This window comes from Cupriavidus cauae, from assembly GCF_026210475.1.
Lineage (GTDB): Bacteria > Pseudomonadota > Gammaproteobacteria > Burkholderiales > Burkholderiaceae > Cupriavidus > Cupriavidus cauae.
This window is the reverse complement of sequence record NZ_CP080293.1, coordinates 3,363,709-3,390,431: the sequence shown is the minus strand read 5'-3', so window position 1 is coordinate 3,390,431 and position 26,723 is coordinate 3,363,709. Positions and strand designations below refer to the sequence as shown.

General features: G+C 69.0%; 21 protein-coding genes. 8 read left to right on the top strand and 13 right to left on the bottom strand.

All coding sequences use genetic code 11. The features are described from left to right. Window positions 1-184 precede the first annotated feature (184 nt). Window positions 185-685, bottom strand: a complete 501-nt coding sequence (locus KZ686_RS15050; RefSeq protein ID WP_149316875.1) for a helix-turn-helix transcriptional regulator — start codon at window positions 683-685, stop codon at window positions 185-187. A gap of 141 nt (window positions 686-826) precedes the next feature. Further along, window positions 827-1,768: a 2-hydroxyacid dehydrogenase gene (locus tag KZ686_RS15045; protein ID WP_265632723.1), complete on the bottom strand. Its 942-nt coding sequence runs from the start codon at window positions 1,766-1,768 to the stop codon at window positions 827-829. Window positions 1,769-2,004: 236 nt separating this feature from the next. Between KZ686_RS15045 and KZ686_RS15040 the strand changes: the two genes are divergently transcribed. Beyond that, window positions 2,005-2,517 carry a nucleoside 2-deoxyribosyltransferase gene (locus tag KZ686_RS15040; protein WP_149316877.1) on the top strand — a complete coding sequence of 171 codons (513 nt, stop codon included), beginning with the start codon at window positions 2,005-2,007 and terminating at the stop codon, window positions 2,515-2,517. Window positions 2,518-2,649: 132 nt separating this feature from the next. On the opposite strand, the gene KZ686_RS15035 is transcribed toward KZ686_RS15040, so the two are convergent. The 5 genes from KZ686_RS15035 to KZ686_RS15015 all read right to left on the bottom strand — a co-directional run bounded on the left by KZ686_RS15035 (window position 2,650) and on the right by KZ686_RS15015 (window position 7,260). Beyond that, complete coding sequence (locus tag KZ686_RS15035; protein ID WP_265632722.1) at window positions 2,650-3,390, bottom strand: PqiC family protein; 741 nt, start codon at window positions 3,388-3,390, stop codon at window positions 2,650-2,652. Then, on the bottom strand, window positions 3,387-5,036 hold the full coding sequence (locus KZ686_RS15030) for a PqiB family protein (RefSeq protein ID WP_149316879.1): 1,650 nt from the start codon (window positions 5,034-5,036) through the stop codon (window positions 3,387-3,389). The genes KZ686_RS15035 and KZ686_RS15030 overlap by 4 nt, the downstream gene beginning before the upstream one ends. Before the next feature lie 108 nt (window positions 5,037-5,144). Then, a complete protein-coding gene (locus tag KZ686_RS15025) occupies window positions 5,145-5,960 on the bottom strand; it encodes a paraquat-inducible protein A (RefSeq protein ID WP_265632721.1) in 816 nt (271 codons plus the stop codon). Then, window positions 5,957-6,616, bottom strand: a complete 660-nt coding sequence (locus KZ686_RS15020; protein ID WP_150081765.1) for a paraquat-inducible protein A — start codon at window positions 6,614-6,616, stop codon at window positions 5,957-5,959. Before KZ686_RS15020 ends, KZ686_RS15025 begins: the two co-directional genes overlap by 4 nt. A gap of 221 nt (window positions 6,617-6,837) precedes the next feature. Next, window positions 6,838-7,260 carry an Lrp/AsnC family transcriptional regulator gene (locus tag KZ686_RS15015; protein WP_149316881.1) on the bottom strand — a complete coding sequence of 141 codons (423 nt, stop codon included), beginning with the start codon at window positions 7,258-7,260 and terminating at the stop codon, window positions 6,838-6,840. Between the two features lie 209 nt (window positions 7,261-7,469). Between KZ686_RS15015 and KZ686_RS15010 the strand changes: the two genes are divergently transcribed. Both KZ686_RS15010 and KZ686_RS15005 read left to right on the top strand, forming a co-directional pair. Then, window positions 7,470-8,378, top strand: coding sequence for a dimethylarginine dimethylaminohydrolase family protein (locus KZ686_RS15010; RefSeq protein ID WP_149316882.1), 909 nt, complete (start codon window positions 7,470-7,472; stop codon window positions 8,376-8,378). A 53-nt stretch (window positions 8,379-8,431) separates the two neighbouring features. After that, a complete protein-coding gene (locus KZ686_RS15005) occupies window positions 8,432-9,517 on the top strand; it encodes an ornithine cyclodeaminase (protein WP_265633495.1) in 1,086 nt (361 codons plus the stop codon). A gap of 176 nt (window positions 9,518-9,693) precedes the next feature. Here the strand turns inward: KZ686_RS15005 and KZ686_RS15000 are convergent, their stop codons facing one another. The 5 genes from KZ686_RS15000 to KZ686_RS14980 all read right to left on the bottom strand — a co-directional run bounded on the left by KZ686_RS15000 (window position 9,694) and on the right by KZ686_RS14980 (window position 16,076). After that, a complete protein-coding gene (locus tag KZ686_RS15000) occupies window positions 9,694-10,065 on the bottom strand; it encodes a hypothetical protein (RefSeq protein WP_149316883.1) in 372 nt (123 codons plus the stop codon). A 186-nt stretch (window positions 10,066-10,251) separates the two neighbouring features. Further along, on the bottom strand, window positions 10,252-11,580 hold the full coding sequence (locus KZ686_RS14995) for a sigma-54-dependent transcriptional regulator (protein ID WP_149316884.1): 1,329 nt from the start codon (window positions 11,578-11,580) through the stop codon (window positions 10,252-10,254). Then, window positions 11,561-13,573 (bottom strand): sensor histidine kinase, encoded by a 2,013-nt coding sequence (locus KZ686_RS14990; RefSeq protein WP_265632720.1) that lies wholly within the window; start codon window positions 13,571-13,573, stop codon window positions 11,561-11,563. Before KZ686_RS14990 ends, KZ686_RS14995 begins: the two co-directional genes overlap by 20 nt. A gap of 143 nt (window positions 13,574-13,716) precedes the next feature. Continuing rightward, window positions 13,717-15,027, bottom strand: coding sequence for a dicarboxylate/amino acid:cation symporter (locus tag KZ686_RS14985; protein WP_149316885.1), 1,311 nt, complete (start codon window positions 15,025-15,027; stop codon window positions 13,717-13,719). 536 nt (window positions 15,028-15,563) lie between these two features. After that, window positions 15,564-16,076: a cupin domain-containing protein gene (locus KZ686_RS14980; RefSeq protein WP_265632719.1), complete on the bottom strand. Its 513-nt coding sequence runs from the start codon at window positions 16,074-16,076 to the stop codon at window positions 15,564-15,566. A 183-nt stretch (window positions 16,077-16,259) separates the two neighbouring features. Between KZ686_RS14980 and KZ686_RS14975 the strand changes: the two genes are divergently transcribed. Continuing rightward, on the top strand, window positions 16,260-18,200 hold the full coding sequence (locus KZ686_RS14975; RefSeq protein ID WP_265632718.1) for a hypothetical protein: 1,941 nt from the start codon (window positions 16,260-16,262) through the stop codon (window positions 18,198-18,200). Window positions 18,201-18,360: 160 nt separating this feature from the next. Here the strand turns inward: KZ686_RS14975 and KZ686_RS14970 are convergent, their stop codons facing one another. Then, window positions 18,361-21,888, bottom strand: a complete 3,528-nt coding sequence (locus tag KZ686_RS14970; protein WP_265632717.1) for a diguanylate cyclase — start codon at window positions 21,886-21,888, stop codon at window positions 18,361-18,363. Between the two features lie 601 nt (window positions 21,889-22,489). On the opposite strand from KZ686_RS14970, the gene KZ686_RS14965 reads away from it, so the two are divergent. The 4 genes from KZ686_RS14965 (at window position 22,490) to KZ686_RS14950 (ending at window position 26,705) form a co-directional block, all read left to right on the top strand. Then, entirely contained in the window at window positions 22,490-22,900 is a 411-nt protein-coding gene (locus tag KZ686_RS14965) for a hypothetical protein (protein WP_265632716.1), read from the top strand. 413 nt (window positions 22,901-23,313) lie between these two features. Next, a complete protein-coding gene (locus KZ686_RS14960; protein WP_149316889.1) occupies window positions 23,314-24,453 on the top strand; it encodes a DUF3883 domain-containing protein in 1,140 nt (379 codons plus the stop codon). A gap of 308 nt (window positions 24,454-24,761) precedes the next feature. Then, window positions 24,762-25,895 (top strand): ATP-binding protein, encoded by a 1,134-nt coding sequence (locus KZ686_RS14955; RefSeq protein WP_149316890.1) that lies wholly within the window; start codon window positions 24,762-24,764, stop codon window positions 25,893-25,895. Between the two features lie 351 nt (window positions 25,896-26,246). Then, on the top strand, window positions 26,247-26,705 hold the full coding sequence (locus tag KZ686_RS14950; protein WP_149316891.1) for a (2Fe-2S)-binding protein: 459 nt from the start codon (window positions 26,247-26,249) through the stop codon (window positions 26,703-26,705). Window positions 26,706-26,723 lie beyond the last annotated feature (18 nt).

Sequence of the window (26,723 nt, the reverse complement as noted above, 5' to 3'; positions counted from 1 at the left end):
GTTCCGGATTCGGGGAGTCGGTGAGGACAGCGGCCGGGGCCATCGAAGGCGCCCAGCCGCAGAGGCCAGGCGCTGGGCGACACCCGAGTCACATCGAGCGCAATATACGGTGGTATATAGCGGGGCGTCAATGCACGCCGGCGCAGGGCAGCCGATACCCTGGACGCGGTAAATCGGCCCCCGCTCAGGGCACCTCGGGCACCAGCAGGTCTTCGAGGAAGTAGGCCGCCAGTTCGTGCCGGCCACGCAGGCCGGCCTTGGCGTAGATGTTGGTGGCGTGCTGGCGCACCGTCTTCGGCTTGCTGTCGCGCACGCCGGCGATCTCTTCCAGCGACAGGCCCTTGATCAGCAGATAGGCCACCTCGCGCTCGCTGGTGGTCAGGTTCCAGCGATCGAACTGGCTGCTGATCGCATGCCGCATCTGCAGGCCGGCCTGATGCGCGGCCGCGTCGCGCTGCGCCAGCGTCCGCTCGGCCTCGCCCAGCGAGGCGCGCAGCTGGCGGATTTCCTGATCGGTGCGCAGCCGTTCGCGCGCCAGCATGAAGACGCCGGCCAGCGTGATCGAAGTGCCGATCGCATCGATGATGACGTGCTGCAGCCCTTCGGCCTCGTCGTAGTCGAACACCAGGTCGAAGCACGCGTACAGCGCGATAAAGACGAACAGGTAAAGAAAATGCCGTGGCATGGCTGGCGCGAGGGCGAGGCGTGGAATCGGGAAACGGGAAACGGGAATCGGCAATCGGCAAACGCGAAATCACGCGGCGCGGTGCTCCCGGGGAACGCCGCGCCGCGGCATCGGGCAGGGCGGCAAGCCCGCCGAAGGGTCTTACACGATCGGCGTCAGCACCTTGCCGGTTTCGAGGAAGGCGCGCAGATTGTCGAGCATCAGCGCCTGCATCGCGCCGCGCGTCTCGACCGTGCCGCTGGCCATGTGCGGGGCCAGCACGACGTTGTCCAGCCCGATCAGCGCCGGCGGCACGCGCGGTTCGTCGCGGAACACGTCGAGCCCGGCGGCGCCCAGGCGCCCATCGCGCAGCGCTTCGACCATCGCGCCCTCGTCGATCACGCTGCCGCGCGCGACATTGACCAGCACGCCCTTCGGCCCGAGCGCCTCGATGACCTGGCGTGACACCAGCCCTTCGGTTTCCGGGCCGCCGACGCAGGTCACCACCAGGAAGTCCGCCCATGCGGCCAGCGCCAGCAGGTCGGGTTCATGGCGCCACGGCGCGCCCTCGCGCGGACGCCGGTTGTTGTAGGCGATCTCCATGTCGAAGCCCTGCGCGCGGCGCGCGACCTTCTCGCCGATGCGGCCCAGGCCCAGGATGCCCAGGCGCTTGCCGGATACCTTGCTCGTCAGCGGGAACGGGCCCTGGTGCCAGCGGCCGTCGCGCACGAAGCGGTCGCCGTGGGAGATGCCGCGCGCGGCATCGATCATCAGGCCGAAGGCGAGGTCGGCCACGCAATCGTTGAGCACGTCCGGCGTATTGCTGACCTGGATGCCGCGCGCGCGGGCCGCGTCCAGCGCGATGCTGTCGTAGCCGACGCCGAAGCTGACGATCGCCGCCAGTTGCGGCAGCGCGTCGATGACCGCGGCGCTGCAGCCGTGCCGGGCCGAGGTGACCACCACGCGCGCCTGCGCACCATGCTCGCGCAGCCAGGCGGGCCAGTCGTCCTGCTCCCACAGCGCGGCGGCGCCGTGGCGCTCCTGCAGCGTGGCGTTGAGGTGCGGCGCGAGCGGGCCGATCTGGATCAGGTCGATGGCAGGCATGGTGTAGTGGATACGGGAAAAGGACAGCAGAGTGTATCCTGCCGGACGGCCTCTTGTCCGTGCCGGCGGCCTCGCCGGCGGGCTTGCTGGCGTGCTTGCCGCGCAGCACCATGCCGTCGCTTCCGCGAAAGGGGGAATCCGGCGTCTTCAAGCGCCACCGGGTCCCCGTATTCGCGTGGACGACCACGTTTGTCGGCAAAACTGCGTCTCTACCGCCTATCCCGAATCCGAACCCCATGCCCACCGTTTACCTCGCCGGCCCCGATGTGTTCCGTCCCGATGCGATGGCCCATGGCCAGGCGCTGAAGGATCTTTGTGCGCAGCACGGCTTTACCGGCCTGTTTCCGCTGGACCATCAGCTGCCATCCGGCCTGGCCGGCGAGGCCGCGGCGCGCTGGATCTACCAGGCCAATGTCGCGCTGATCCGCCGTGCCGATCTGGTGATGGCCAATCTGGACGACTTTCGGGGGCCGGCCGAGCCGGATTCCGGCACGGCCTTCGAGGTGGGCTTCGCCGTGGCGCTGGGCAAGCCGGTGTGGGCCTATACCGGCGACCGCGGCACCATCGTGGAGCGCGCCGCGGTGGGCCATGACGCCGAGGGGAGGCCGCTCGACGCGCGCGGCTTTCATGTCGAGGACTTCGGCCTGGGCAAGAACCTGATGCTGGCCTGCTCGGTGCAGCTGGTGCAGGGCGGGCCGGCGCAGTGCCTGGCGGCGATGGCCGCGGCGGGCGCCGGCGTCAGGCGCTGAAGGCCCTCGGGGCGGTGAAGGACCCGGAGAGCTTGAAGGACCTGGAGGCGTGAAGGTGCCGGAGCCGCTGAAAGTCCAGATAGGCTGAAGCGCCTGGCGACCCTGGAGGCTGGCGCTGACGGCGCCGAAGCGCTAAGGCTTGCCGCTGACCGTCGCCGGCTCCGTCCGCAACGACGCCACGCCGGCCGCGATCTGCGTGGCGGTGTCGGCCACCACCTGCCGCATCGCCGCGACCACGCCGGCGATGTCGTCGCCGCTGCCCGTGGCGGGCAGTTCGGCCTGCGTGCGTCCGGCCAGCGTGCGGCCATCGGGCAGGCGGCGCACGGTCCAGTTGACGGTGGCGCCGACGCGCGTGCCGGGCTGCGCATCGAGCCGCACCACCTCGGTGGTGATGCGGTACAGCGGCTGCACGCCGCTCAAGCCCTGCTGATAGACATCGACCGCGCCCAGCACGATCTGCAGGCGCTGCGACAGCGCATCGCGCCACTCGTCGGGCAGCGGCGCCGACCAGCGCGCCATGTCGAGCGGGGTCACGCGGCCGTCGGCTCCGCCGATCACGATCTGCTGGCGATTGAGCCGTTCCGGCACGCGCGCCGGCGCGACCTCGATCCACAGCGGCTGGCTGGCGGCGCTTGTGCCCGTGCCTGTGCCCGTGCCTGTGCCCGTGCCTGTGCCCGTGGGCGAACTGGTGCCGCTCACCACCGCGGTGGCGGGCATCGCCGCGCCGGCCGCAGCGGCCTCGCCGCCGTGCGCCAGCGTGTAGTAGCGCGGCTCCGACGACGACGCGCAGCCGCCGAGCAGCAGGGCGCCGGCGCAGGCCGTGGCAAACGTCGCGGCACGCAGCCGGCGGGACAGGATAAGCGAGCCCTTCATCGTTGAGTCTCCGTCTTGCCGCGCAGCAGCGCTTCGGGATGGCGTTCGAGATAGTCGGTCAGCGTGCGCAGCGAGATCGCGGTGCGCGTCAGTTCCTGCAGCATGCGGCGCGTGTCCTGCTGCAGCGGCGCGTCCGAGGCCAGCGTGCCGTTGGCCGACTGGATCGTGCGGCGCGCGTCCTGCAGGGCCGCCAGCACCTCGGGCGCGACGTCGCCCTGCAGCTGCGCGACCAGCTTGTCCGCGCTGGCCAGCGTCGTGTTCAGCTGCGCCACCGTCTTGCGCAGATCCTGGCCGATCTCATCGAACGGCACCTTCTCGATCTTGCCGACGATGCTGCCGAGCTTGGCCTGCAGTTCGTCGAGCGCGCCCGGCATGGTCGGCAGCTCGGCGATTGCGGTATCGGCCGGCGGCTTGACCGCCTTGGCGTTGGGGAAGAAGTCGAGCGCCACGTACAGCTGGCCGGTCAGCAGGTTGCCGGTGCGCAACTGCGCGCGCAGGCCGCGCTGGATCAGGCCCAGCATCAGCTGGCGGGCGCGCTCGCGGTCGGCAAGGTCGCGCTCGCGGAAGCCCATCCGCGACGGATAGAGCTCGACCACCACCGGCAGCCGGAACGACTTGGTCTCGCGCACGTAATCGATGCCGATCGAGCGCACCTGGCCGACCACCACGCCGCGGAAGTCCACCGGCGCGCCGGGCGCCAGGCCTCGCACCGATTGCTCGAAGTTCAGCACCGCCAGCGTCGGCGCCAGTTCCTCGGGCTCCTTCATCGCGTCGGCCTGGTCGCCCGCCAGCAGGAACTGGGTGTTCTCCTTGGCGGCCTCGGTCACGTTCGAGTTCGGCGGCGCCTGGAAGGCGACTCCGCCCAGCAGCATCGTCACCAGCGACTGCGTATTGAGCTTGAAGCCGCCGGCATCGAGCTTCAGGTCGACGCCGCTGGCATGCCAGAAGCGCGTGTCGGCGGTGACCAGCTCGTCGTAGGGCTTGTTGATGAAGACCCGCAGCGTGATGTCGCGGCCGGCCGGTTCGAGCTGATAGGCGACCACCTGGCCGACCTGCACGCGCCGGTAGTAGACCGGCGAGCCGATGTCGAGCGAACCCAGGTCCGCGGCGCGCAGCACGAACTGCTTGCCGGACGAGTCGGTGGTGACCACCGGCGGGGTTTCCAGGCCGACGAACTCGCGCTGGCTTTCCTCGGACTTGCCGGCGTCGACGCCGACATAGGAGCCGGACAGCAGCGTCTCCAGTCCCGATACGCCGCTGACGGCCAGCCGCGGCCGCACCACCCAGAAACGCGTGTCCTTGACCGCGAAGTTGTCCGCGTCCTTGGTCAGGTCGATCGTCGCGACCACATGCGAGCGGTCGGGGGCCAGCCGCACGGACTTGACGAGGCCGATATCGACGTCCTTGTAGCGCACCGGCGTCTTGCCTGGAGCCAGCCCCTCCGCGGTGCGGAAGGTGACCTGGATCTCGGGGCCGCGCTGCGACAGCGTATGGAACAGCAGCGACAGCCCCACCACGGCGGCGACGATGGGAATCAGCCAGACCACCGATGGCAGCCAGCGCGCGCGGCGCCGGCGCGCCGGCTCGCCGGGCTGTGGCGGCCGCGCGGGCGGAGGAGAGGAGGAAAGGTTGTCCGGATCGGGCATCGATAAAAGTCCAGCGTACGTCGGTGTTCGGTATGGGTGATCGGATCGGTGTTCGGTATCGGATCGGTATCGGTATCGGTATCGATGTTCGGCAGCCGTCGCGGCGGCTCAGTCGTTCGCCCGTGCCGAAGCCGGGGCGGCGCCGCCGGGCGCCTCGCGTTGCCCGTGGCCGGCGGCGCGGCCATGCGTGTGGCCCTCCGCGTGGTCGTGCGCATCCCACAGCAGGCGAGGATCGAACGACAGCGAGGCCAGCATGGTCAGCACCACCACCATGCCGAACGCCGCCGCGCCGGTGCCCGGGTCGACCTGGGCCAGCGCGCCGGCGCGCACCAGCGAGGCCAGCAGCGCCACCACGAAGATATCGAGCATCGACCAGCGGCCGATCAGCTCGACCAGCCCGTACAGCTTGGTCTGCTGCCGCAGCCGCCAGGTCGAGCGCAGATGCACCGACAGCAGCAGGAAGGTCAGGATCATCATCTTCAGCAGCGGCACCACGATGCTGGCGATCAGCACCACGATGGCGAGCATGCGCGAGCCCGACAACCACAGATAGATGATCCCCGACAGGATCGTGTCCTCCTGCGTGCCGAGGATCGAGCGGGTGATCATGATCGGCAGCACGTTGGCCGGTATGTACAGGATGTAGGCCGCCAGCAGGAAGGCCCAGGTCCGCGTCAGGCTGGCCGGCTTGCGATGGTGCAGCGTCGCGCCGCAGCGGCGGCACGGCTGGCCCTCCTGGTCGATCGGGCTGAGCGCGTCGCAGGCGTGGCAGGACAGCAGGCCCATCGACGTCGCGGTCGGCACCTCCGGCAGCGGCGTGCGTTCGTCGTCGTCGGCGAGCTCCTGCACGACGCCGGCGACCACCTCGCGCGAGCGGCGCAGCGCGCGCTGGCGCACGGAAGGTTTGGGATCGCCCGGATTCATCGCTGCGCCTCCCCCTGGCGCCGCTCGGCATGGCGCCACAGGTCGCGCGGATCGTAGGTCAGCATCGTCGCCAGCACGATCACCAGCGCGCCGAACGACCACAGCGCGATGCCGGGCAGCACCTGGGCCATTGTCGAGAGCTTCACCAGCGTGACCAGCACGCCCATCATGAAGACCTCGAGCATGCCCCACGGACGGGTCTGGCGGATGCCGCGCATGATGCGTTCGAAGCCCGGGGGGACGGTGCCGCGCATCAGCGGCACCAGCAGATAGGCCATCATCAGCATCTCGGCCAGCGGGAACACGATGGTGGTGGCGAACACCAGCAGCGCCACCAGCGTCATGTTGTCGGCCTGCAGCGCCTGGACGGCGCCCCATAGCGTGGTGCGCGTGCGCACGCCCTGCAGGTCCATCTCGACGATGGGATAGGCGTTCGACACGATGAACAGGATCAGCGCGGTCAGCACCAGCGGCAGCAGCCGCCGATAGGCGCGCCGGCTCTCGTGGTACAGCTCGCCGCCGCAGCGCAGGCACTGCGCGCGTTCGCCGGGGCCGAGCACGAGGCGGCGGTAGACCGCGTCGCAATATTCGCAGGCCACCAGCCGGTCCAGCTCGGCGCGGTCGGTGACGGCAGGGCCCGGCGGGACCCGCTCCATCGACTTTTCAACCGGATTGCCGGACGTCATTCGAACAGATCTCCAACTACCCGCATTGGGAGCGGGAAACACGTCAATATATCGGAATTTCAGTATGTGGCTTTGGGATCACGAAAGCGGGGCTTCGCCGCTGGATGGCGAACGCTGCTTTCCTTCGCTGTCCGCCAATCACCCCGGCAGGGGTCAATGGCAATCGCCATCCCCTTGACCTTCGACCGCCCTCACAGCTTGTAGGTCGACAGCAGGATGCTGGTCTCCGTCGCCGCAATCCCCTCGATCAGCCGAATCCGGTCCAGCGTCCGGTCGAACGCCTCCAGCGTGTCCGCGCGCAGCTCCGCGATGATGTCCCAGCGCCCGTTGGTCGTATGCAGCGTCTGCACGTTCGGCTCGCCGCGCAGGGCCTGCAATACCTTGCCGATGCGGTTGCCTTCCACCGAGATCGTCGTCAGCGCGCGGATGCGGTGCGGCTCCGCCTCGGGCTTGAGCCGCACGGTGTAGCCGACGATCACGCCCGCCTCCTGCAGCTTGTCGATCCGGTTCTGCACGGTCGCGCGCGACAGCCGCAGCGCCTTGGCCAGCGCGGTGGTCGGCGTGCGCGCATTGTCGCGCAGCAGTGCCAGCAGTTGGCGGTCGATATCGTCCATGGCGGCTCGCAGGTCTCGCGGCGGATGGCTTCGAAAACGCCGGCCCATGCCGGCTCGCAGGTTCCCGGCGGATGGCTTGGCAAAACGCCGGCCCATGCCGCCATTCTGTCATAGGGACCGCGCTTTTTGCGCAGTTTGTGCGCTATCCGCTGGCGCGCGTGTGCACCACAATCCATTCCGACAATAACCCGAACCGGAAGGAGTGCGGCGTGATCACCGAACCCACCATCCTGCTTGTCGAGCCGACCCACTACGACGTGTCGTACAGCATCAATCCGTGGATGGATCCGCTGCGCTGGGCCGCCGATCCGCAGGGCATGCATCGGGGCGCGCTGCGCGCGTTCGCCGAGCTGCGCGACGCGCTTGAAGCGGCCGGCTTCGCGGTCGAGGTCGCCGCGGGCGAGCCCGGCCTGCCCGACATGGTGTTTCCCGCCAATGCCGCGGTGGTGCTCGACGGCCGCGCGCTGCTGGCGCGCTTTCGCTACCCGCAGCGGCAGGGCGAGGAAGCGCCGTTCGCGCGCCTGTTCGCCGGGCTGCGCGAGCGTGGCCTGCTCGACGAGGTGGCCACGCTGGCCGACGGCTGCTACCAGGAGGGCGCGGGCGACTGCATCTGGGATGCGGTGCGCGGCCACTTCTGGGCCGGCTTCGGGCCGCGTTCGGCCCGCTGCGCGGCCGATGCGGTCGGCGCCTATTTCGGACGCGAAGTGGTCGCCCTGGAGCTCGCCACCGCGCAGAGCTACCACCTCGACGTCTGCTTCTGCCCGCTGGCCGGCGGCGAAATTTTGTACTACCCGCCGGCCTTCACCGAGGCCTCGCTGCGCGAGCTGCACGCGCGGCTGCCGGCCAGCCAGCGCATCGAGGCCAGCGCCGACGACCTGCGGCATTTCAGCGTCAACGCCGTCAATCTGCACGACCGCATCGTGATGGCGCGCACCACGCCTCGCCTGCGCGATGCGCTCGGCAAGCGCGGCTATCGCGTGCAGGAGGTCGATCTCGCGCCGTTCATGCTTTCCGGCGGCGGCGCGTATTGCATGACGCTGCGGCTCGATCGCAGCAGCGGGGCGCGCCAAGGGATCGAGCAAGCGTCCGGCGGCCGGGCCAGCGTCGCGGCGGCCTGACCGTTGACGGGGCCAGGGCCATGGCTTCAGCACAGAACCACAAGGAGACGACGATGAAGGAGACCGCGATGACCCGCTTCCTGGACGCGACGGCGGTGGCGGCCCTGGTGCGCAGCATCGGCGTGCAGACCGCGCTGCGGCAGCTGGCCGAGCACGTGCGGCAGGACTTCCTGCGCTGGCAGCGCTTCGAGAAGTCCGCGCGGCTGGCCAGCCATTCGCCGGTCGGCGTGATCGAGCTGATGCCGGTCACCGACGGCGAACAGTACGCGTTCAAATACGTCAACGGCCATCCGCGCAACGCCGCGCACGCGATGCCGACCGTGATGGCGTTTGGCGCGCTGGCCGAGGTCTCGACCGGCTTTCCGCTGCTGCTGGCCGACATGACGCTGGCGACCGCGCTGCGCACCGCGGCGACCTCGGCGGTCGCCGCCAGGGCGATGGCGCCGCACGGCACCACCGCGATGGCGCTGATCGGCAATGGCGCGCAGGCAGAATTCCAGGTGCTGGCCTTCCACGCGATGCTCGGCGTGCACGAGATCCGCGCCTACGACGTAGACCCAGCGGCGACCGCCAAGCTGCAGCGCAACCTGGCCGGCCTGACCGATACCGGCGCGCTGCGCATCCTGCCGATGGCGTCGATCGACGAGGCGCTGGCCGGCGCGCACATCGTGTCGACGGTGACCGCCGACAAGACCCGCGCCACCATCCTGCGCGACGAGCAGATCGCGCCCGGCGTGCATATCAACGCGGTCGGCGGCGACTGCCCCGGCAAGACCGAACTCGACCCGGCGCTGTTGCGGCGCGCACGCGTCGCGGTCGAATACGAGCCGCAGTCGCGGCTCGAAGGCGAGATCCAGCAGATGCCGGCGGACTTCCCGGTCATCGAGCTGTGGCGAATCCTGAATGGCGAGGTGCCGGGCCGCACCGCGGTCGAGGACGTGACGCTGTTCGATTCGGTGGGCTTCGCGCTGGAAGACTATTCGACGCTGCGCTGGCTGCACGCCGCCGCCTGCGCGCGGCACGCGGGGCGCTATGTGGAGCTGGTGGCGACGCCCGACGATACGCGGGATCTATATGGCTGGCTGATGCGGCAGGACGAAGCCGACGGCGCGCCGGTCACGCGGCGGGCGGCCGCTTGATGGAGCCGCGCCAGCGACCTGGCTGAGCGACCGGGCTGAGCGACCGGGCTAAGCGACCGGGGTGAGCGGCGCGGCTGGGCGACTCGACTGAGCGGCTTGACTGGGCTGCTTGACTGGGCTGCTTGACTGAGCGTCTTGACTGGGCGACCGGCCCGAGCGCAAGCGCCGCCCGCGGTTCAGATCCACACCGCCGGATGGCGCATCAATCGCTGCACCCGCACGAAGGCTTCGACTTCGTCGTCGGTCGGCGCCTTCAGGAACACCATGATGCCCCAGCGCTGCAAGGTCTCCGCCATGCCGCGCGCAGCCTCGTCGGGCGCCACGACGGCGAACAGCACATGGCGCGCCGTGCAGAACGACTGCAGCTTCTCCAGCGGCTCGAGGTCGCTCTCGCGCAGGCGCTCGACCTGGCACAGCACCAGCGTCGGGTGCGAATCGCCGGCGCCCATATAGGTGATCAGGGTCGCCTTGCCGCGCGTCAGCACGGTCCTCTCGAACGGCGACCGGTGGCTCGACATGCCGGCGCAGGATCTGGGATCGGGCTTCATCGCGTGGCTTCCTGGCAGGGAACGGGCCGGGCCGGCCGCCGTGCGGCCGCTCCGGGCATGGCGCCGAGAATCGTGGCCGCGGCGCTTTTGCGCTGAGTATCCCTGTTGCGGTGGCCGCCGCTCTGTTCGCTAGCCGACAGAGGGCGCGGGCCCGGGCGGGGGCTGCCGGCGGCTGCCGACGGCGGCTTACAGCCCGTACTTCCTGACCTTGTCGAACAACGTCGTCTTGGCCACCCCCAACGCCTCACTAGCCCGGCTCAAATTCCCCTCATGCCGCCGCAGCGCATCCGCGATCAACGCCCGCTCGAATTGCTCCACCGCCTGCGCCAGCGGCAATAGGGCCGGTTCCTCGGTGCCCTGTTCGGGATTGCAGCCCAGGCCAAGCACATGCCGCTCGGCCAGGTTGCGCAGCTCGCGCACATTGCCGGGCCACGGATAGGCGACCAGCCGTGCGAGTTCGGCGGGGGAGGCGGGACGCGCGTCGCGCTCGAAGCGCAGCGCCGCCTGCGCGACGAAGTGGTCGAACAGCAGCGGCACGTCCTCGCGCCGCTCGCGCAGCGGCGGCAGTTCCAGCGTGATCACGTTGAGCCGGTAGTAGAGGTCGGCGCGGAACTGGCCGGCGTCGGCCAGGGCCTTGAGGTCGGCCTTGGTCGCCGCGACCACGCGGGCGTCGACCGGCACCGGCGTATTGGAGCCGAGCCGTTCGACCACGCGCTCCTGCAGCACGCGCAGCAGCTTGATCTGCATCGACATCGGCATGCTCTCGATTTCGTCGAGGAACAGCGTGCCGCCCTCGGCGTGTTCGATCTTGCCGATGCGGCGCTTGGCGGCGCCGGTGAAGGAGCCGGCCTCGTGACCGAAGATTTCGCTCTCGAACAGCTGCTCCGGCAACCCGCCGCAGTTGATCGGCACGAAGTTGCGCGCGTGGCGGGTGCTGGCGTCGTGCAGGCAGCGCGCCACCAGTTCCTTGCCGGTGCCGGTCTCGCCGTGGATCAGCACATTGGCGCTGGTGTCGGCAAGATCGGCGATCAGGCGGCGCAGCCGTTCCATCGCCGGCGACACGCCGATCAGCCGCGCCTCGAGCCGTTCGCGGCCGGCCAACCGGTCGCGCAGTTCGGCGACCTCAAGTGCAAGGCGGCGCTGCTCCAGCGCGCGGCGCGCGACCTCGACCAGCCGCTCGGGGGCAAAGGGCTTTTCCAGGAAGTCGTAGGCGCCTTGCTTCATCGCCTGCACCGCCAGGCCGACGTCGCCATGGCCGGTGATCATCACCACCGGCAGCGCGGCGTCGCGGGCCTTGAGCTGCGCCAGCAGCGCCATGCCGTCGATGCCGGGCAGGCGGATGTCGCTGACGACGATGCCGGGGAAGTGCGGCGCCACCGTCTGCAGCGCGGCCTCGGCCGTGCCGACGGCGCGCGTGGCGATGCCTTCGAGGCGCAGCGCCTGTTCGCAGCCCAGCCGGACGTCGGCGTCGTCCTCGACGATCAGTACCGACAGGTCATTGAGTTTGGGCGCCATGGTGTGTCTCCTTGCCGGCCATCGGCAGCACCATCGTGAAGCAGGCGCCGCCGTCGGGATGATTGCTGGCGACCAGCGTGCCGCCGTATTCGTCCAGGATCCCGGCCGACAGCGTCAGGCCGAGGCCCAGACCCTGTCCCGCCGGCTTGGTGGTGAAGAAGGGTTCGAACAGCCGCGCGAACGCTTCCTCGGACAGGCCCGGGCCGTTGTCGCGGACGGTGCAGCGGACCATGCCTTCGGCCACCGCGGCGCGCAGCTCGAGACGGGCCGGCTGGGCACCTTGCGCCGGGCCGGCCGCCATCGCGTCGAGCGCATTGCCGATCAGGTTGACCAGCACCTGTTCGAGCCGGTTGGGATCGCAGGCGACTGCCAGCGTGCGGTCGACATCGCGCACGATCTGCGGCTGCACCGCCTGCACGCGCGTCTCCAGCAGGAACAGCGCGTTGTCGATCGCATCGGCCAGCAGCGCGCTGCCCTTGCCGTTGCGGCCCGGCTTGCGGGCGAAGGACTTGAGCGCGCCGGTGATGCGGCCCATCTTTTCGACCAGGCCGATGATGGTGCCGAGGTTCGCCTGCGCGGTGGCGAGGTCGCCGCGCGCAAGGAATTTCTGGGTGTTGCCCGACAGCGTGCGCAGCGCGGCCAGCGGCTGGTTCAGCTCGTGCGCGATGCCGGTCGACATCTGTCCGACTGCCGCCAGCTTGCCGGCCTGCAGCAGACCGTCCTGGGCCTGGCGCAGTTCGCGCTCGGTGCGGATGCGCTCGGCGATCTCGGTCTGCAGCAGATGGTTGGCGCTGGTCAGGTCGGCGGTGCGTTCGGCGACCTTGCGTTCGAGCTCGCTGTTGGCGGCCTCGAGCGCGGCGCGCGCGGCCAGCCGCTCGCTGACGATGCGCCGGCGCACGTTCCAGGCGGCGCCGAGCAGCAGCACGAAGGCGGTCAGCACGCCGCACAGCGCGGCGGTGTTCAGCGCCGCCATACGTGCCTGCGACGTATCGGTCAGCAGCGTCAGCTGCCATTCGGTGCCGGGCAGCATCGCGTTCTGCTCGAGCATCGATGGGCCGCGGCGCATGCGTACCAGCGCGTCGCCGTTGTTCATCGCCCGCACGCGAGTGAATTCGAGCGGCTCCAGCGGCGCGCGGTTGTACTGCAGGCTGCGGTTCAGCCGTTCGCGCTGCGCGGCGCTCAGCGGCCGCCGCGCGCGCAGCTTCCACGACGGCTCGGAGGCAAGGATCACCACGCCGTTCTCGTCGGACAGCAGCATCTGCATGTCGGCGCTCTGCCAGCGCTGCTCCAGCGGCTCGAGGCCGACCTTGACCACCGCGACGCCGCTGGGCCGCTGGCCGTTGCCATTGCCCAGGGGCGCCGACAGGTAGTAGCCCGATTCATCGCGCGTGGTGCCGACGCCGTAGAAGCGTCCCAACTGGCCGTCGATGGCGGCCTGGAAGTAGGGGCGGAAGCTCAGGTCTTCGCCCAGATAGCTGTCGGGGCGCTGCCAGTTGCTGGTGGCGCGCACGCGTCCCTGGCGGTCGAGCACGAACACGGCCAGCGTGCCGGCGCGCGCATTGACCGCGGCCAGGTGCGCGTTGGCCGCGGCGACGCGGGCGGAATCCTCGGGCCGCGCCAGCAGCGAGCTGATCTCGTCGTCCAGCGACAGCAGGCTCGGCACGAAGTCGTAGCGCGCCAGTTCGCTGGAGAGGGCCTGGCCGTAGAGCCGCAGCTGCACCTGGCCGCGCTCGGCCTGGCGGGCCAGCGCGGCGTCGAAGGTATAGCGGTAGCCCAGCCAGCCGGCCAGGCCCACCAGCCCGGCCAGCGCCAGCAGCGCGAGCAGCTGCGCGGCGGCGGCCAGTCCGCGCTCGCGGTGGGGCGGACGATGGTGCGCAGGGCGGGCCGGGCGGGAGGGGACGGCAGCAGCGGTGGCAGCAGCAGCGGCGGCAGGGCCGGAACGGGGCGAAGACACGGCGGAAGACTGGCGGTTCGGCATGGCGGTTATCTGCATGCGCTCTCTTTTATCACACCCGGTGAGCCGGCCCGGACGCTCGGGTCCGCTGCCCTTCATCACCCGGCGCCCCGAATGAAAAAGGCCCGGCCGCCGGATTGGCGGTCGGGCCCCTGGCACGCCCCGTGGAGCAGGCAGGGAGGCTACTTGCTCGCCAGGACCTGGACGGGTGCCAGGTCGGTAGCGCCGTCTTCAGCGGTGTCGTCCGCTTCTTCCGGCACCGGCGCGCCGATCGCGCCTTCGCTTTTGGCGACGACGGTCGTGGCAATGGCGTTACCGAGCACGTTGGTGACGGTGCGGCCCATATCGAGAACATGGTCGATGCCCAGCACCAGCAGGATGCCGGCCTCCGGCAGGCCGAACATCGGCAGCACGGCGGCGACCACCACCAGCGAGGCGCGCGGCACGCCGGCGATGCCCTTGCTGGTGACCAGCAGCACCAGCAGCATGGTGATCTGCTGGGTCAGCGTCAGCTCGATGCCATAGACCTGCGCGACGAACAGCGCCGCGAACGAGGTGTACATGATCGAGCCGTCGAGGTTGAACGAGTAGCCGAGCGGCAGCACGAAGTTGGTGATGCGCTCCTTGACGCCGAAGCGGGTCAGCTGGTCGATCACCTTCGGATAGGCCGACTCGCTGCTGGCGGTGGCGAAGCCGATCATCAGCGGCGCGCGCAGCGTCTTGAGCAGGCGGAACACGTCGCGGCCGAGGAACAGATAGCCGCCGAAGATCAGCGCGACCCACAGCAGCGCCAGCGCCAGATACAGGCTGCCGAGCAGCTTGGCGTAGACCGTCAGCACGCCCAGGCCCTCGGCGGTGATCACCGCGGCGATGGCGCCGAACACGCCGACCGGGGCGAACGCCATCACATAGTTGGTGACCTTCAGCATCACCTTGGCCAGGCCATCGATCGCCGCCAGCAGCGGCTTGCCCGGACCGTCCTTGACGGCGCCCAGCGCGAAGCCGAAGAACAGCGAGAACACCACGATCTGCAGGATCTCGTTGTTGGCCATCGCCTCGGCGATGCTCTTCGGGAACATGTGGGTGACGAAGTCGCGCAGGTTCAGCGCGCCCGTCTTCAGGTTCGAGGTGGCGTCGGCCGGCGGCAGCGGCAGGTTCATGCCATGGCCGGGCGTCAGCAGATTGGCCATCACCAGGCCGAGCAGCAGCGAGGTCACCGACGCGATCACGAACCAGCCCATTGCCTTCAGGCCGATGCGGCCGACCGCCTTGCCGTCGCCCATGCTGGCGATGCCGCTGACCAACGTGGCGAACACCAGCGGGCCGATGATCATCTTGATCATCCGCAGGAACACGTCGGTCAGGATCGACAGATGGCCGGCGATCGATTTGGCCGCGGCGGCATCGGGCGCGAGGTGGTGCGCGGTGGTGCCGGCCAGCAGGCCGAGCAGCATGGCGAACAGGATCAGGGTGGGCAGTCGGTTCAGTTTCATCGTGATTCAAACCTGGGGCGTCCGGCGCGGGCCGGACAGCTTGGGAAACGAAAGACGCGCAAGGCGGCGTACCGCCCCGCACAGCTCGACGGGCGCCGGAGCGCCCGGGCGGCGACGCGGGCCGGCTTCAGGTCAGCCGGCGGGGACGCAATCGGGGGCGCTGTGTGGGCCGGGCGGGCGGGGTGGGGGCTGCCATGTCGTTTCCTCCATCGTTGTGGCGCAGCCGGGGGCGGCGACGCTATAGATGGGGGGCCTAGTTCGCACGAGGCGTGCCAGCTTTGCCAGGCTGACAGCAGCCTGCAAGTGATTGAAACGAAAGGGAAAAGTTTCGCGCGCTGGCGACCGCGTTCGGATTTCCGAGCGGGCGTGGTGTGGGCGTGTTCGGATTTCCGAACGGCGGACGGGAGATGGCCTGGTCCTCAGGTCCGCAGGTCCTCAGTGCTCCGCGTGCTCCGTACTCGAGGTGCTTCAAGGTGCTCAAGGTGCCCGGGTGCTCCGGGCACCAAATCCCCCGGTCGCGCAGGGCCTCCAGGCCCTCAAGGCGCCGACGACATCCCGGCGTCCCGGCCGCCGCGCGGTTCCGCGCCGCTGTCCGACCTCAGTGCCCGGGCACGTTCGAGCAGCCGATCCAGCGCCCGCGTCGCCAGCCTCAGCGGCCACGGCACCTCGCGGCGGCAGAAGGCGATCTTGCGCACATGGCGGTCGACCTCCCACAGCCATGTCGTGTGCGCCGGGAAATGTCCGACGTCGCCGGCCCGCAGCGTGCGCACCTGTCCGCCGGGGCTGGTCACCCGCACCTCGCCGTCGAGGATCACCACGGTCTCCTCGACGCTGAAACGCCAGGCGAACGCGCCGGCGCTGCATTCCCACAGATGGGTCGACGCCAGTCCGTCGCGCGCCATCGCATGGGTCGCGGCGCGCGCATGCGGCCGGCCGGCGCGCACCCAGCCCGGTTCGATTGGGCAGTCCTCAAGCGTCATCGCCTCGATGCGGCTGAACACGCCTTCGATGCGGGCGTCGGGTGCGTGGGCGGGCCTGCGTGGCGGCATGGCGCGGTCTCCTGTCTTTTCCGGTAGCGCGGATGGGCCCAGCGGGCGTGGTCCCAGCGTAGCGAGGCCGCACTTCCGGTCTCTGTGCGTTCACGCACGATGCCATCCCACCTTTGCGGATCAAGATCGAGGCGAGGTCCTTCCGATTCGCTTGCCCGGAAACTAAAGAAGCACGCATTCCGCGTGACTTTTGCAGTTGCACACGTCGTACATTCCCGCCATCCCGAATTCGATAGTGCGCCGCACCATACGGTGCGTCGGTCTTGTGTCTGCAGTGTATTTGCGATGTGTCGCCAGCAGCGCCTGGCGGCCGTTGCGGGGACGACCATCATGCCTACGACTGCCTTTGCACCTTCCTTCACGGGTTTGCCGCTGACGGCCCCATTGCCGCAGGGGCCGCTGCAAGGACCGTTGCGGCAAGGACCGTTGCCGCCGCCTGCGGCCGCGGGCAAGGTCGGCGCCGACGCCGCGGTGCTCGCCGGCGTGGCCTGCCGCATCACCGCCGACAAGGCCACCAAGCCGATCGGCCGGCTCGGCAAGACCGAATGCGTGCTCTATCCGTTCTGGGGGCTCCTGGCCGCCGCGCTGACCGGCGTGCGCGGCGCGCAACTGCCCGCCATGCTGCGCGATGTTCCGAGCGCCGGCATCCTCGCCACGTGCAGCTTTCGGATCGGAATCGCGATGCCGGTGCTGGCGGCGCTGGAGGCTGGCGTGGCGATCGCACGATTCGTCAAGGTGGTGCGCAAGCGCGGCCGTCTGGACGCGCGGCTCCGGGATACCGCCGCCGACCACACCCGGTGCGAAGCGGCGCTGCGCCAGCGGCTGGCTTCGCGCACCGAGGCGGCGCTGCCCGCCGAGCGCGCGGTGCGGCGGCAGCAGCGGCAGGCGCTGTGCGACGACGGCAGCCTCGACGCCTTCCTGCTGTATCGCCATTCGCGCGCGGAGCGCGGCGACAACGACGGCAAGCTGTTCAGCAGCGGCCTGACGCTGGCGCGCGATGCCGTCGTGCAGGGCGTGGCCGCCTCGTCCGGTGTGCTGCAGGTGCTCAGCCGGATGCTTCCCACCGTGGCGGCCGCGCTGCCTTGGACCGGCATCGCGGGATGCGCGGCGTCGGTGGCCATGTCGACGGCCCAAATCGTCACCGGTGTCATGCAGTGGCGAGACTCGGCCAGGCAGCGCGCGGCGTTGCATCAGCGGCGCGAGGTCCTGCGGCGTTCGCCGCTGGCCGCCGCCCTGGACGGCCTTGAGCGCCACGGCGCTGCGGCCACCGTCTGCAAGGCGCAGCCGCTGTCCCCGCGGCGGCAGCGCATCGTCGGCGAGGCCGACCCCGCCCAGCTGCGGCAGACGGCGGACTTCTATCGAACCGTGATGCAGTACTGCGACAGCCAGATCGGCGAGGCGATCGAGTCCGCGAACAAGGATGTGCGCAAGGCCGGCCTGCGCATCGCGTACGGTGCCGGCACGCTGGGCGTCAACGGCGCTGTGCTCGGACTGACGGTGGCCGCGTTGACCACCGTGACCGCGGCCACCGCGGGCACGGGGCTGATGGTGGTGGGCGGGGTGCTGGGGCTGTGCTGGCTCGGTTTCGCGGTCTACCGGATGGTGAAATGGGTCAAGAGCCGGCGCGCGCTGCGGGACGCCGCACTGACGGCCCGGCAGGTGCTGACGCCCGCCGCCGGCAACGACGCCGCCGCCGCCAAGGCGATCGCCGCGGCCTGCGCGCAGCTCGATGCCGGCAACGCGGCCGATCACCGCCATGTGATCGCGGCACGCGTGATGCAGCATCTGCAGGCGCGCGGTTCCGCGCAGGCGCTGGCCGAGCGCAGCCTGGCACGCGCGCTGATGCGCACCCTCGGTGCGGATGCCGAAGTAGTGGCCGCGATCGAGTCCGCGCAGACGCCTGAGCAATGCCGGCTGGCAATCAAGCTGGTGCTGCGTCATCTCGACGGCCGCTGCATCGATCCGGGGCGCGAGCAGGAGGCTGTGTCGACGCGCGATGCCGATGGCGCGTCGGAGCCGCCGGTGGAGGCGCCGGACGATGCACAGCGCGGCGTGCAACGCGATGTGCGCGACGACCGCGTGCCGCTGTTGCACCGGATGGCCGCCACCGCCAGTGCGAGCTGATCAGGCCGGGCCGGCAGCGGCGATCTGCGGCGATCGTCCGCGACCGCGCCGCGAGCCTGCCGCGAGCCCGGCGGGACCCCACGGCGAAACTGCGGCGACACCGCGGCGAAACCGCGGCGAAACCGCGGCGAAACCGCGGCGAAACCGCGGCGAGCTGTCGCTACCGCGACTGCCGCTGCGCCGTCTCGCCTGGCACGCTGCCCGCGCAGCGCGCCAGGTAGTCCTCCAGCGGCATCGGCCGGCCGATCGCATAGCCCTGCGCATAGTCGACGCCGATCTCGCGCAGCACGTCCAGCGTGGCTTCGTCCTCGACCGATTCGGCCACGGTGCGGATGCCCAGCCGGTGGCCGATGTCGTTGATCGAACTGACGATTTCCCGATCCACCGCGCTCGCGGCCAGATGCCGGATGAAGCTGCCGTCGATCTTCAGGTAGTCGACCGGGAACTGCTTCAGATAGGCGAACGACGACAGGCCGGCGCCGAAGTCGTCCAGCGCCATGGTGCAGCCGGCCTTGCGCATGTCGGCGACCAGCCGGTTGGCCGCGGCCATGTTGTTGATCAGCGCGGTCTCGGTGATCTCCAGCCGGATGCGGCTGGCCGGCAGCACCGAGTTCGACAGCTCGGCATGCAGGAACGGCAGCAGGAAGGGCTCGCCCAGCGAATTGGCCGACAGGTTGATCGACACCGACAGCCCGGGCACCGCCAGCAGCCGCGCGCCGAAATCGCGCAGCACGTGCTGGATGACCCAGCGGTCGACATGGCCCATCAGGTCGTAGCGCTCGGCCGCGGGGATGAAGGCGCCGGGCATCACCAGGCTGCCATGCTCATCGACCATGCGCACCAGGATCTCGATATGGGTCGGAGGGGAGGACGCAGCCGGCGATGCGGACGCAGATGCGGATGCCGATACGGACGCAGATGCGGACGCCGATGCCGGCATCGATGCGGACGCCGATGCAGAGGACGATGCTGTCGTCGATGCCGGCGGCGTACCCCCGGCCTCCGGCGCCAGTGCGCGGATCTCCTGCGCAAACAGCCGGAAGCGGTTGGCCTCCAGCGCCGAGTGGATGCCCGCGGCCACCTGCAGCTCCCGATGGTGACGGCACGCATCGCTTTCGTCGCGGCGATAGACCGAGACGCGATTGCGGCCCGCCGCCTTGGCGGCGTAGCAGGCCACGTCGGCGCGGCTCATCAGCTCGCCCAGCGGTGGCGCCTCGCGATCGATCGCCGTGATGCCGACGCTCGCGCCGACGTCGTAGACGCGGCCTTCCCACGGAAAACGCCGCGCTCGGATCGCATCGATGACCTTCAGGCAGACGCGCTCGCCCTGGTCCACCGAGCAGTTGCGCAGCAGCAGTGCGAACTCGTCGCCGCCCAGGCGCGCCAGCAGATCGCCCGGACGCACCTGGCTGCGGATCACGTGTCCGAGCTCGCGCAGCAGCACGTCGCCGGCCGCGTGGCCCGCCGTATCGTTGACGATCTTGAAGCGGTCCAGATCGATGAAGCACAGCGCATGCTGCTGATCGAACTCGCGCGCCGACTCGCACGCCTCGCGCAGGCGCTGCTCGAACCAGATGCGGTTGGGCAGCCCGGTCAGCGCGTCGTGCATCGCCGAATGGGCGAGCTTGCGCTGCAGCGCGCGCGCGGTGGTGATGTCCTGGAACACCAGCACCGCGCCGATCACGTCGCCGCGCGGCGTCAGCACCGGCGCGGCGGAGTCCTGCACGTCGTGGCGCTCGCCATGGCGGCTGATCAGCACCGCGCCGTCTTCGAGATAGACCGGGCGCAGCGTCTGCAGGCACTTGGCGACCGGGCAGGCAATCGGCTGGCCGGTGGTCTCGTCGACCACGTGGAAGACCGTGGCGAGCGGCCGGCCGTCGGCCTCCGCCATGGTCCAGCCGGTCAGCTGCTCGGCGATCGGATTGATGAAGGTGATGCGCAGCGCGGCGTCGGTGCAGATCACCGCATCGCCGATCGATCGCAGCGTGATATGCAGGCGCTCCTTCTCCTCGAACAGCGCCTCCGTCAGACGATGGTGCTCGGTGATGTCCCAGTTGGTGCCGACCATCGACAGCGCCGTGCCATCGTCGGCGCGCGAGACCACCGCCATCGCGCGGATATGCCGCACCTCGCCGTCGGGCCGCACGATCCGGTACTGCGTGTCGAAGGGCTGCGTGCCCTTGACCGCCTGGCGCATCTCGTGGCGCGCGCGCATGACGTCGTCGGCATGCACCATCGCGATCCAGCCGTCCAGGTCCGGTGCGCCGCCGACGGCCTCGGTGCCGTGCAGCGCGTGCATGCGGCGGTCCCATGACAGCGTGCCGGCGGCGATGTCCCATTCCCAGATGCCGACCCGGCCCGCTTCGACGGCCAGCTCGGTGCGCCGCGACAGCGCTTCGAGCCGCTGCTGCGCGAGCTTGTGTTCATGGATGTCCTCGACCTGCGCGATGAAATGCAGCGGCGCGCCGGTGGCCTCGTCGCGCACCAGCGATACCGCCAGCAGCGTCCAGATGAAGTTCCCGTCCTTGCGGCGGTAGCGCTTCTCCATCCGGTAGCTGTCGGTCTGGCCGGCCACCAGCCGTTCGAGCTGCGCCAGGTCGGCGGCGAGGTCGTCCGGGTGCGTGATGTCCTGGAAGGCGATGCGGCTCAGCTCGGCCGCGCTGTAGCCGAACAGCTCGCACATCGCGCGATTGACCTGCTGCCAGCGGCCGTCGAGGCTGACCAGCGCCATGCCGATCGCCGAATGCTGCATCGCCTGGCGGAAGCGCCGTTCGCTGCCGCGCAGCTCGCTGCGGTCGCGGCGATTCTGCTCGCTCAGGTAGGCGATGCAGACCGGGAACACCAGGATCAGGCTGGTCGACAGCTTCATCGCATGGGTCAGGAATGCCGGCGCGTCGACCAGGCCCGCCTGTGCCGCGGCCAGTCCGAGCATCACCGTGACCAGCATCGACAGCAGCGTCAGCAATGCGGTGGTGAAGGGGTTGGTGAACAGCGCGGCGACCACCAGCGGCAGCGACAGCACGCCGAAGGGGTCGTGGGTCTGCAGCACCGACAGGCCGCCGACCGAGGCGGTCAACAGCAGCAGCCCGGCCACGCGCGGCAGGCGTGCGCGGGAAAAGGTCTCCCGCAGGCGCTCGCGCGAGTAGGTGACCGACAGCGGCACCAGCATCAGCATGCCGATCGCATCGGCGCTCCACCAGGTCGACCAGATGTCGCCGATGGGCCGGCCATAGGCGGCGGAGATGGCCGCGGCGCCGATGGTGGCGCCGATCACGGGCGCCAGCGTGCAGGTCGCCCCCAGCATCAGCGCGAAGCGGGCCAGCGGCACCGCGCTGGCCCGGCCGATCCCGCCGCTGATGCTCGGCGCCAGCCACGCGACGAACAGGATCTCGGCAACATTGGACGCGCCCAGCACCAGCGCCAGCCACCAGGGGTCGCCGAACATCGCATTGGCGGCCACGCCCGACACCAGCATGCCTGCCAGCATCCAGGCGCGCTCGCGCGGCCGCTGGTGCAGCGCCACGCCGGCGCCGAACGCGGTGGCCAGCCAGACGATCGCCGCATTGCCGGGATAGCGCGTCAGCGCGATGCCGGCGATCGCCAGCAGGAAGAACAGCGCGGACGCAAGCGATACGCGCTGCCAGCGAGGCAGGGCGGGCAGGGGCGGGGCTTCCTGAGCGGACGTCATGGGAAGGTGTGTTGGCGCATGGCGTGGTGCCGGCGACGGGCGGACAAGATGCGGGGCCAGGAGGCATCCCGTGCCATCCGGCGCGGTGCCGGGCAACGGGGGCCACGCCGGACGCGGGTCCGGCAGCATCGGGCGACTATAGCGACAGGCCGATGCCGGCCAAGCGCCGATAAGGCGCAAAGTCGGGGCGCATTTGGGGATGGCGCTCGGCGGCGTTTTGAGGTAGGGGCCGTGCGGATTGGCGGCGGAAGGGGGACGGAAGGGCGGCGGAAAGGCGGCGGAAAGGCGGCGGAAAGGCGGCGGAAAGGCGGCGGAGGGCGGCGGAGGGCGGCGGAGGGCGGCGGAGGGCGGCGGAGGGCGGCGGAGGGCGGCGGAGGGCGGCGGAAGGGCGGTGGAAGGGTGGTGGAAGGGCGGTGGAAGGGCGGTGGAAGGGCGGTGGAAGGGCGGTGGAAGGGCGGCGGTATTGCCGCGGTATTGCGGCGATTACCTTGCAGGTCATCGCATTGCGCGCGGCCAGCGACGATGATGAAGCCATCGCAACCGCCATTCGTTTTTCCCTTCGTTTTCCCTTAGCCTTCCCTTCACCCTACGGAGATCGACCATGCAAACCGTCCAACCGACCCGCCTGCTGCGCCATGTCCTTCTCGCCGACGCCATCGTCAGCGGCCTGATGGGCCTGCTGATGGTGTTCGACGCCAACGTGCTGTCCCACTGGTTCGCCATTCCGGCGTCCTGGCTGCGCTATGCCGGCCTGGTGCTGCTGCCCTATGCCGCCATCGTCGGCCTGCTTGCGACGCGCAATCCGATGCCGCGCGCGCTGGTGCTGGCGGTGATCGCCTGCAATGCGCTGTGGGCGATCGACTGCATGCTGCTGCTGGCCGCCGGCTGGTTGTCGCCGACCTGGCTGGGCAGCGCCTTCGTGCTGCTGCAGGCCTGGGGCGTGGCGGTGTTCGCGTGCCTGCAGTGGGTGGGCCTGCGCCGCGCGCAAGGGCAGCGCAGCGCGATGGCCTGAGCGCCCGGACTCGACGCCTTGCCCCACGCCGCTCGCCGATGCGGGCGGTTTTTCATACCCCGCTCAATTCGACATCGAGTTGGCCGCCGACCTCACTCGACACCAATGAGGGGCCAGCAGTCCAGGCGGCGGTTGCCGCTTTCCCCAGTTCGACGCACCTTCCTTTCGCCCGCAATGCTGAACGCCCATCGGACAGGAAGGGGAACAAGGGTCGGTAATCGCAGATGCCGATGGACCACCCTCCGCCCGTCGACGTCGTGCCCTCATCGCCGGTGCCTCGGTCAACGGCTGTCACTCGATGGCACAATGCGCGCTGTTGCGCTGCTCTATCGAAGGCATATTTGGCCCCTTGCCATCATGCCGGTCATCCAGCGAAACGAGTACAACACTGCCATCTCGATCAATCAGGCGCCATGACAACTCTGCTTTCGCAGCTGCAGAGCCCCGCAGCGGTCCAGACCGCTCTCGATGAGTTCGTTGCACAGGGGAGAACCGGATTCCTCGAACATTACGGCTTTGGCAAGGCTCGGGACTATCTCGTTCGCGATCCACAAACCGGCACGCTGTGCGACGCCAAGGCCATCGTTGCCGTCGCGTTTGGCAAGCAATTTCCAGAGAGCGGCCCACTGAAGCCGACCGACCTCACCAATGGCGACGCGATCGCGGTGAAACTGCAGGCACTCGGCTTTGCAGTGACGCGGACGGGTGAAGATTGGTCGCTTGAGGAGGTGAGGGCGACCGTTTCATCGTACTTCGAAATGTTGAATCTCGAAGCACGGGGGCATCCCTACACCAAGACGCAGTTCAACGCCTCACTGCGTGAGCGCCTCAACGGACGAAGCAAAGCCGCGGTGGAGCTCAAGCATCAGAACATCAGCGCGGTTCTCCACGATATGGATCTGCCCTTCATCCCCGGCTACAAGCCTCGGGGTAACGTGCAGCTGTTGCTTCGCAAGGAGGTCCATCAGTTCATCCTGACCCACCCCGATACTCTGACGCAAATTGTCAATGCGCTTCAGGAAGCGCGAGACCCAGCGGAGCAACCCTTCAGAGCTGTGCTGGTTGACCCTCCGCGCGTGCGGATCATCAAGGTCAATGACGACCAACGGCCCTGGGTCCCAATGCCCAGGAAGGTCGATTTCGCCGCACGGGACGAAGTTAACAGGCGACTGGGTCGCGCCGGCGAACAATGGGCTATCGCGTTCGAGCAGCGACGCCTGACAGACGCAGGTTGCCCCGAGCTATTCGACCGGGTTGAATGGATTTCGGACGAGCTTGGCGACGGCATGGGCTATGACATCCTGTCATATGATGCACCGGGGGCTCCGCGTTATATCGAAGTGAAGACGACCAACGGACCCCACGAGTCCCCCTTTGTCATTAGCCGGAATGAGTTACGCTGCGCCCGCGAAATGGGGGACGCCTTCTTCCTGTATCGCATCTTCAGTTTCCGGCAATCGCCATCTCTCTACATGCTCCGTGGCGATGTGAGCCGCCACCTCCATCTGGAGCCGATCGACTATCGCGCATCGTTTCGACAACTTCGAGCTTAATCGCCGCCACGCTCGCGCACTTGTCCTGCGACACCACGGCACCATCGCGGAGCTTGGCGCAGGGGCAGGCGATGTCAACGGCAGAAGCAATATCATTCTTATCTCTCGTCGCAAGCGGTATCGAGACGTGCGTGTAGGGGTAGCGACATCGCGGTCAGCGCTGGCGCCGTCTTGGTCCCAGAGCACTTGGATAGGCCTGGACAACTCCATCCAGGTGTGGCGCCTGCCGCTTATCGGGATCCTGAATTATCCATAATTATCCGTCGTGGGTATAATTATGCCCACCACGTATAATTCGGTGTAATGCCATGAAGCTCACGGACCTCTGGCACTTCCCCCGGCCTCAACTCGCCCGGTCGTACCTGGCGGCGCTGAACGCGGGAATCCTTGCCTCGTTGACCATCTTCGCGCCACGGCGCACGGGCAAGACCGTGTTCCTGCGGCATGACTTGACCCCTGCCGCGGAGAAGGACGGCTACCTCGTCGTATATGTCGATCTCTGGCAGACCAGGCAAACTCCTGGTGCCGCACTATTGCACGCCCTGGAGACTGCCAAGACGCCGAGGACGTTCGCCGGCAGGTTGAAGGCGAAACTGTCGCCTTCGATCAAGTCCATCAAGGGGAAGGCATCCGTCGGCGCCGGATCCGTCGAAGGGACGATCGAGTTGGGTGACGAGAAGGGGCGGCTGGCCGTCGACATGGCGCTGCGACTGGATGACCTGCTTGGCCGCCTGACAAACGACAGTCAGGTTCTGCTGCTGATCGACGAGGCCCAGTCTCTGGGGCGCAGTGAGGAGGGCGAGGATGTGGCGCGTGCCCTTCGCACGGCTCTGACCAAGTACAACAAACGGCTCCGCGTAGTGTTCACCGGCTCGTCGCGCACCCAACTGGGTCACGTCTTTACCGATACGCGGGCTCCGCTCTACTCGGCAGGCCACCCGCTGCAGGACTTTCCGCTGTTGGACGACGATTTTGTCGAGTTCGTCGCCAAGCAGTTTGCCGCCTCCACCGGCCGCACACTCGATCTGAAGAAGGCAAAGGCAGCGTTCAAGCAGTTCCATCAGCGACCGGAGCCGCTGCTCGAAGTCGCCGTGACGCTGATGATGCAGCCGAAGATGAGCTTTGCCAAGGCGGTTGCCCTACAACTGGAGAAGCTGGCGCTGGCCGAGAATCACGAGGCCACGTGGGCGAACTTGAGCGCCCTGGAACGTCTCTTGGTAAAAGAGTTTGCGAACAACCCAGCCGTCAAGCCTTTCGCACGCTCCCTGCTCGCAGCCTTCAGGGAGCAACTTGGAATCGAGGTCCTTGGCGCTGCCCACGTGCAGAAGGCGCTCGCACGCCTCGACGAGAAGGGCGTCGTGTCAAAGTCGCCTCGGGGCTTGTACGAATTCGAGAACGAGAACTTTGGCGCCTGGGTTCGGAACCTGGCGGATGCTCCCTAGTACGCGCAATAGCCATTCCGTTGCCCGCTATCGGTGGCTTTACACCACTTGTCCACGGTTCATTGGCTCAATGAATGCTCCGCCCGGCTGACCGCAACATCGGGAATTTGGCCTGGTCCCGGGCGTCCCGCGCAGGCGGGGACCCAGCGTCTTTCCCGGCAGCGCGACCAATCTGACACCAGGCTGTCATCAACCTTGCGCTCCGCTGACAGCATCGATTTCGCGCCAAACAAACGCGCGACTTTGCACTATGCTTGCGTCGTTTTAGCGCGCCACCGGCATTCCGCCCCCTGTCGCGGCGCGCGTGGCTGGCGGTTCGACAAGGGGGCGGCATGACAAGGAACGATCCCCATGACGACGCTGGAAATCAACGGCAAGCCGATGCAGGTCGACGCCGATCCGAGCACGCCGCTGCTGTGGGCGCTGCGCGATCAGCTGCATATGACGGGCACCAAGTTCGGCTGCGGCATCGCGGCCTGCGGCGCCTGCACGGTGCACATGAACGGCCAGCCGATCCGCGCCTGCGTGACGCCGATCTCCGCGCTGCAGGGCGCGCGGATCACCACGATCGAAGGCGCCGGCACCGACAAGGTCGGCCGCGCGGTACTCGATGCCTGGGTCAGGAACGATGTGTCCCAGTGCGGCTATTGCCAGAACGGGCAGGTGATGAGCGCGATCGGGCTGCTGCGCAACAAGCGCAAGCCGACCGATGCGGATATCGACCAGGCGATGGCGGGCAACCTGTGCCGCTGCGGCACGTACCAGCGCATCCGCGCCGCCATCAAGGACGCGGCCAAGACGCTGGGCTGATCGGCTACCGGAGACACC

Bases quoted from the DNA above. Each gene is read 5' to 3' on its own strand.
- KZ686_RS15050 (WP_149316875.1), bottom strand. From the start codon at position 685: ATGCCACGGCATTTTCTTTACCTGTTCGTCTTTATCGCGCTGTACGCG.
- KZ686_RS15045 (WP_265632723.1), bottom strand. From the start codon at position 1,768: ATGCCTGCCATCGACCTGATCCAGATCGGCCCGCTCGCGCCGCACCTC.
- KZ686_RS15040 (WP_149316877.1), top strand. From the start codon at position 2,005: ATGCCCACCGTTTACCTCGCCGGCCCCGATGTGTTCCGTCCCGATGCG.
- KZ686_RS15035 (WP_265632722.1), bottom strand. From the start codon at position 3,390: ATGAAGGGCTCGCTTATCCTGTCCCGCCGGCTGCGTGCCGCGACGTTT.
- KZ686_RS15030 (WP_149316879.1), bottom strand. From the start codon at position 5,036: ATGCCCGATCCGGACAACCTTTCCTCCTCTCCTCCGCCCGCGCGGCCG.
- KZ686_RS15025 (WP_265632721.1), bottom strand. From the start codon at position 5,960: ATGAATCCGGGCGATCCCAAACCTTCCGTGCGCCAGCGCGCGCTGCGC.
- KZ686_RS15020 (WP_150081765.1), bottom strand. From the start codon at position 6,616: ATGGAGCGGGTCCCGCCGGGCCCTGCCGTCACCGACCGCGCCGAGCTG.
- KZ686_RS15015 (WP_149316881.1), bottom strand. From the start codon at position 7,260: ATGGACGATATCGACCGCCAACTGCTGGCACTGCTGCGCGACAATGCG.
- KZ686_RS15005 (WP_265633495.1), top strand. From the start codon at position 8,432: ATGAAGGAGACCGCGATGACCCGCTTCCTGGACGCGACGGCGGTGGCG.
- KZ686_RS15000 (WP_149316883.1), bottom strand. From the start codon at position 10,065: ATGAAGCCCGATCCCAGATCCTGCGCCGGCATGTCGAGCCACCGGTCG.
- KZ686_RS14995 (WP_149316884.1), bottom strand. From the start codon at position 11,580: ATGGCGCCCAAACTCAATGACCTGTCGGTACTGATCGTCGAGGACGAC.
- KZ686_RS14990 (WP_265632720.1), bottom strand. From the start codon at position 13,573: ATGCAGATAACCGCCATGCCGAACCGCCAGTCTTCCGCCGTGTCTTCG.
- KZ686_RS14985 (WP_149316885.1), bottom strand. From the start codon at position 15,027: ATGAAACTGAACCGACTGCCCACCCTGATCCTGTTCGCCATGCTGCTC.
- KZ686_RS14980 (WP_265632719.1), bottom strand. From the start codon at position 16,076: ATGCCGCCACGCAGGCCCGCCCACGCACCCGACGCCCGCATCGAAGGC.
- KZ686_RS14970 (WP_265632717.1), bottom strand. From the start codon at position 21,888: ATGACGTCCGCTCAGGAAGCCCCGCCCCTGCCCGCCCTGCCTCGCTGG.
- KZ686_RS14965 (WP_265632716.1), top strand. From the start codon at position 22,490: ATGCAAACCGTCCAACCGACCCGCCTGCTGCGCCATGTCCTTCTCGCC.
- KZ686_RS14960 (WP_149316889.1), top strand. From the start codon at position 23,314: ATGACAACTCTGCTTTCGCAGCTGCAGAGCCCCGCAGCGGTCCAGACC.
- KZ686_RS14955 (WP_149316890.1), top strand. From the start codon at position 24,762: ATGAAGCTCACGGACCTCTGGCACTTCCCCCGGCCTCAACTCGCCCGG.
- KZ686_RS14950 (WP_149316891.1), top strand. From the start codon at position 26,247: ATGACGACGCTGGAAATCAACGGCAAGCCGATGCAGGTCGACGCCGAT.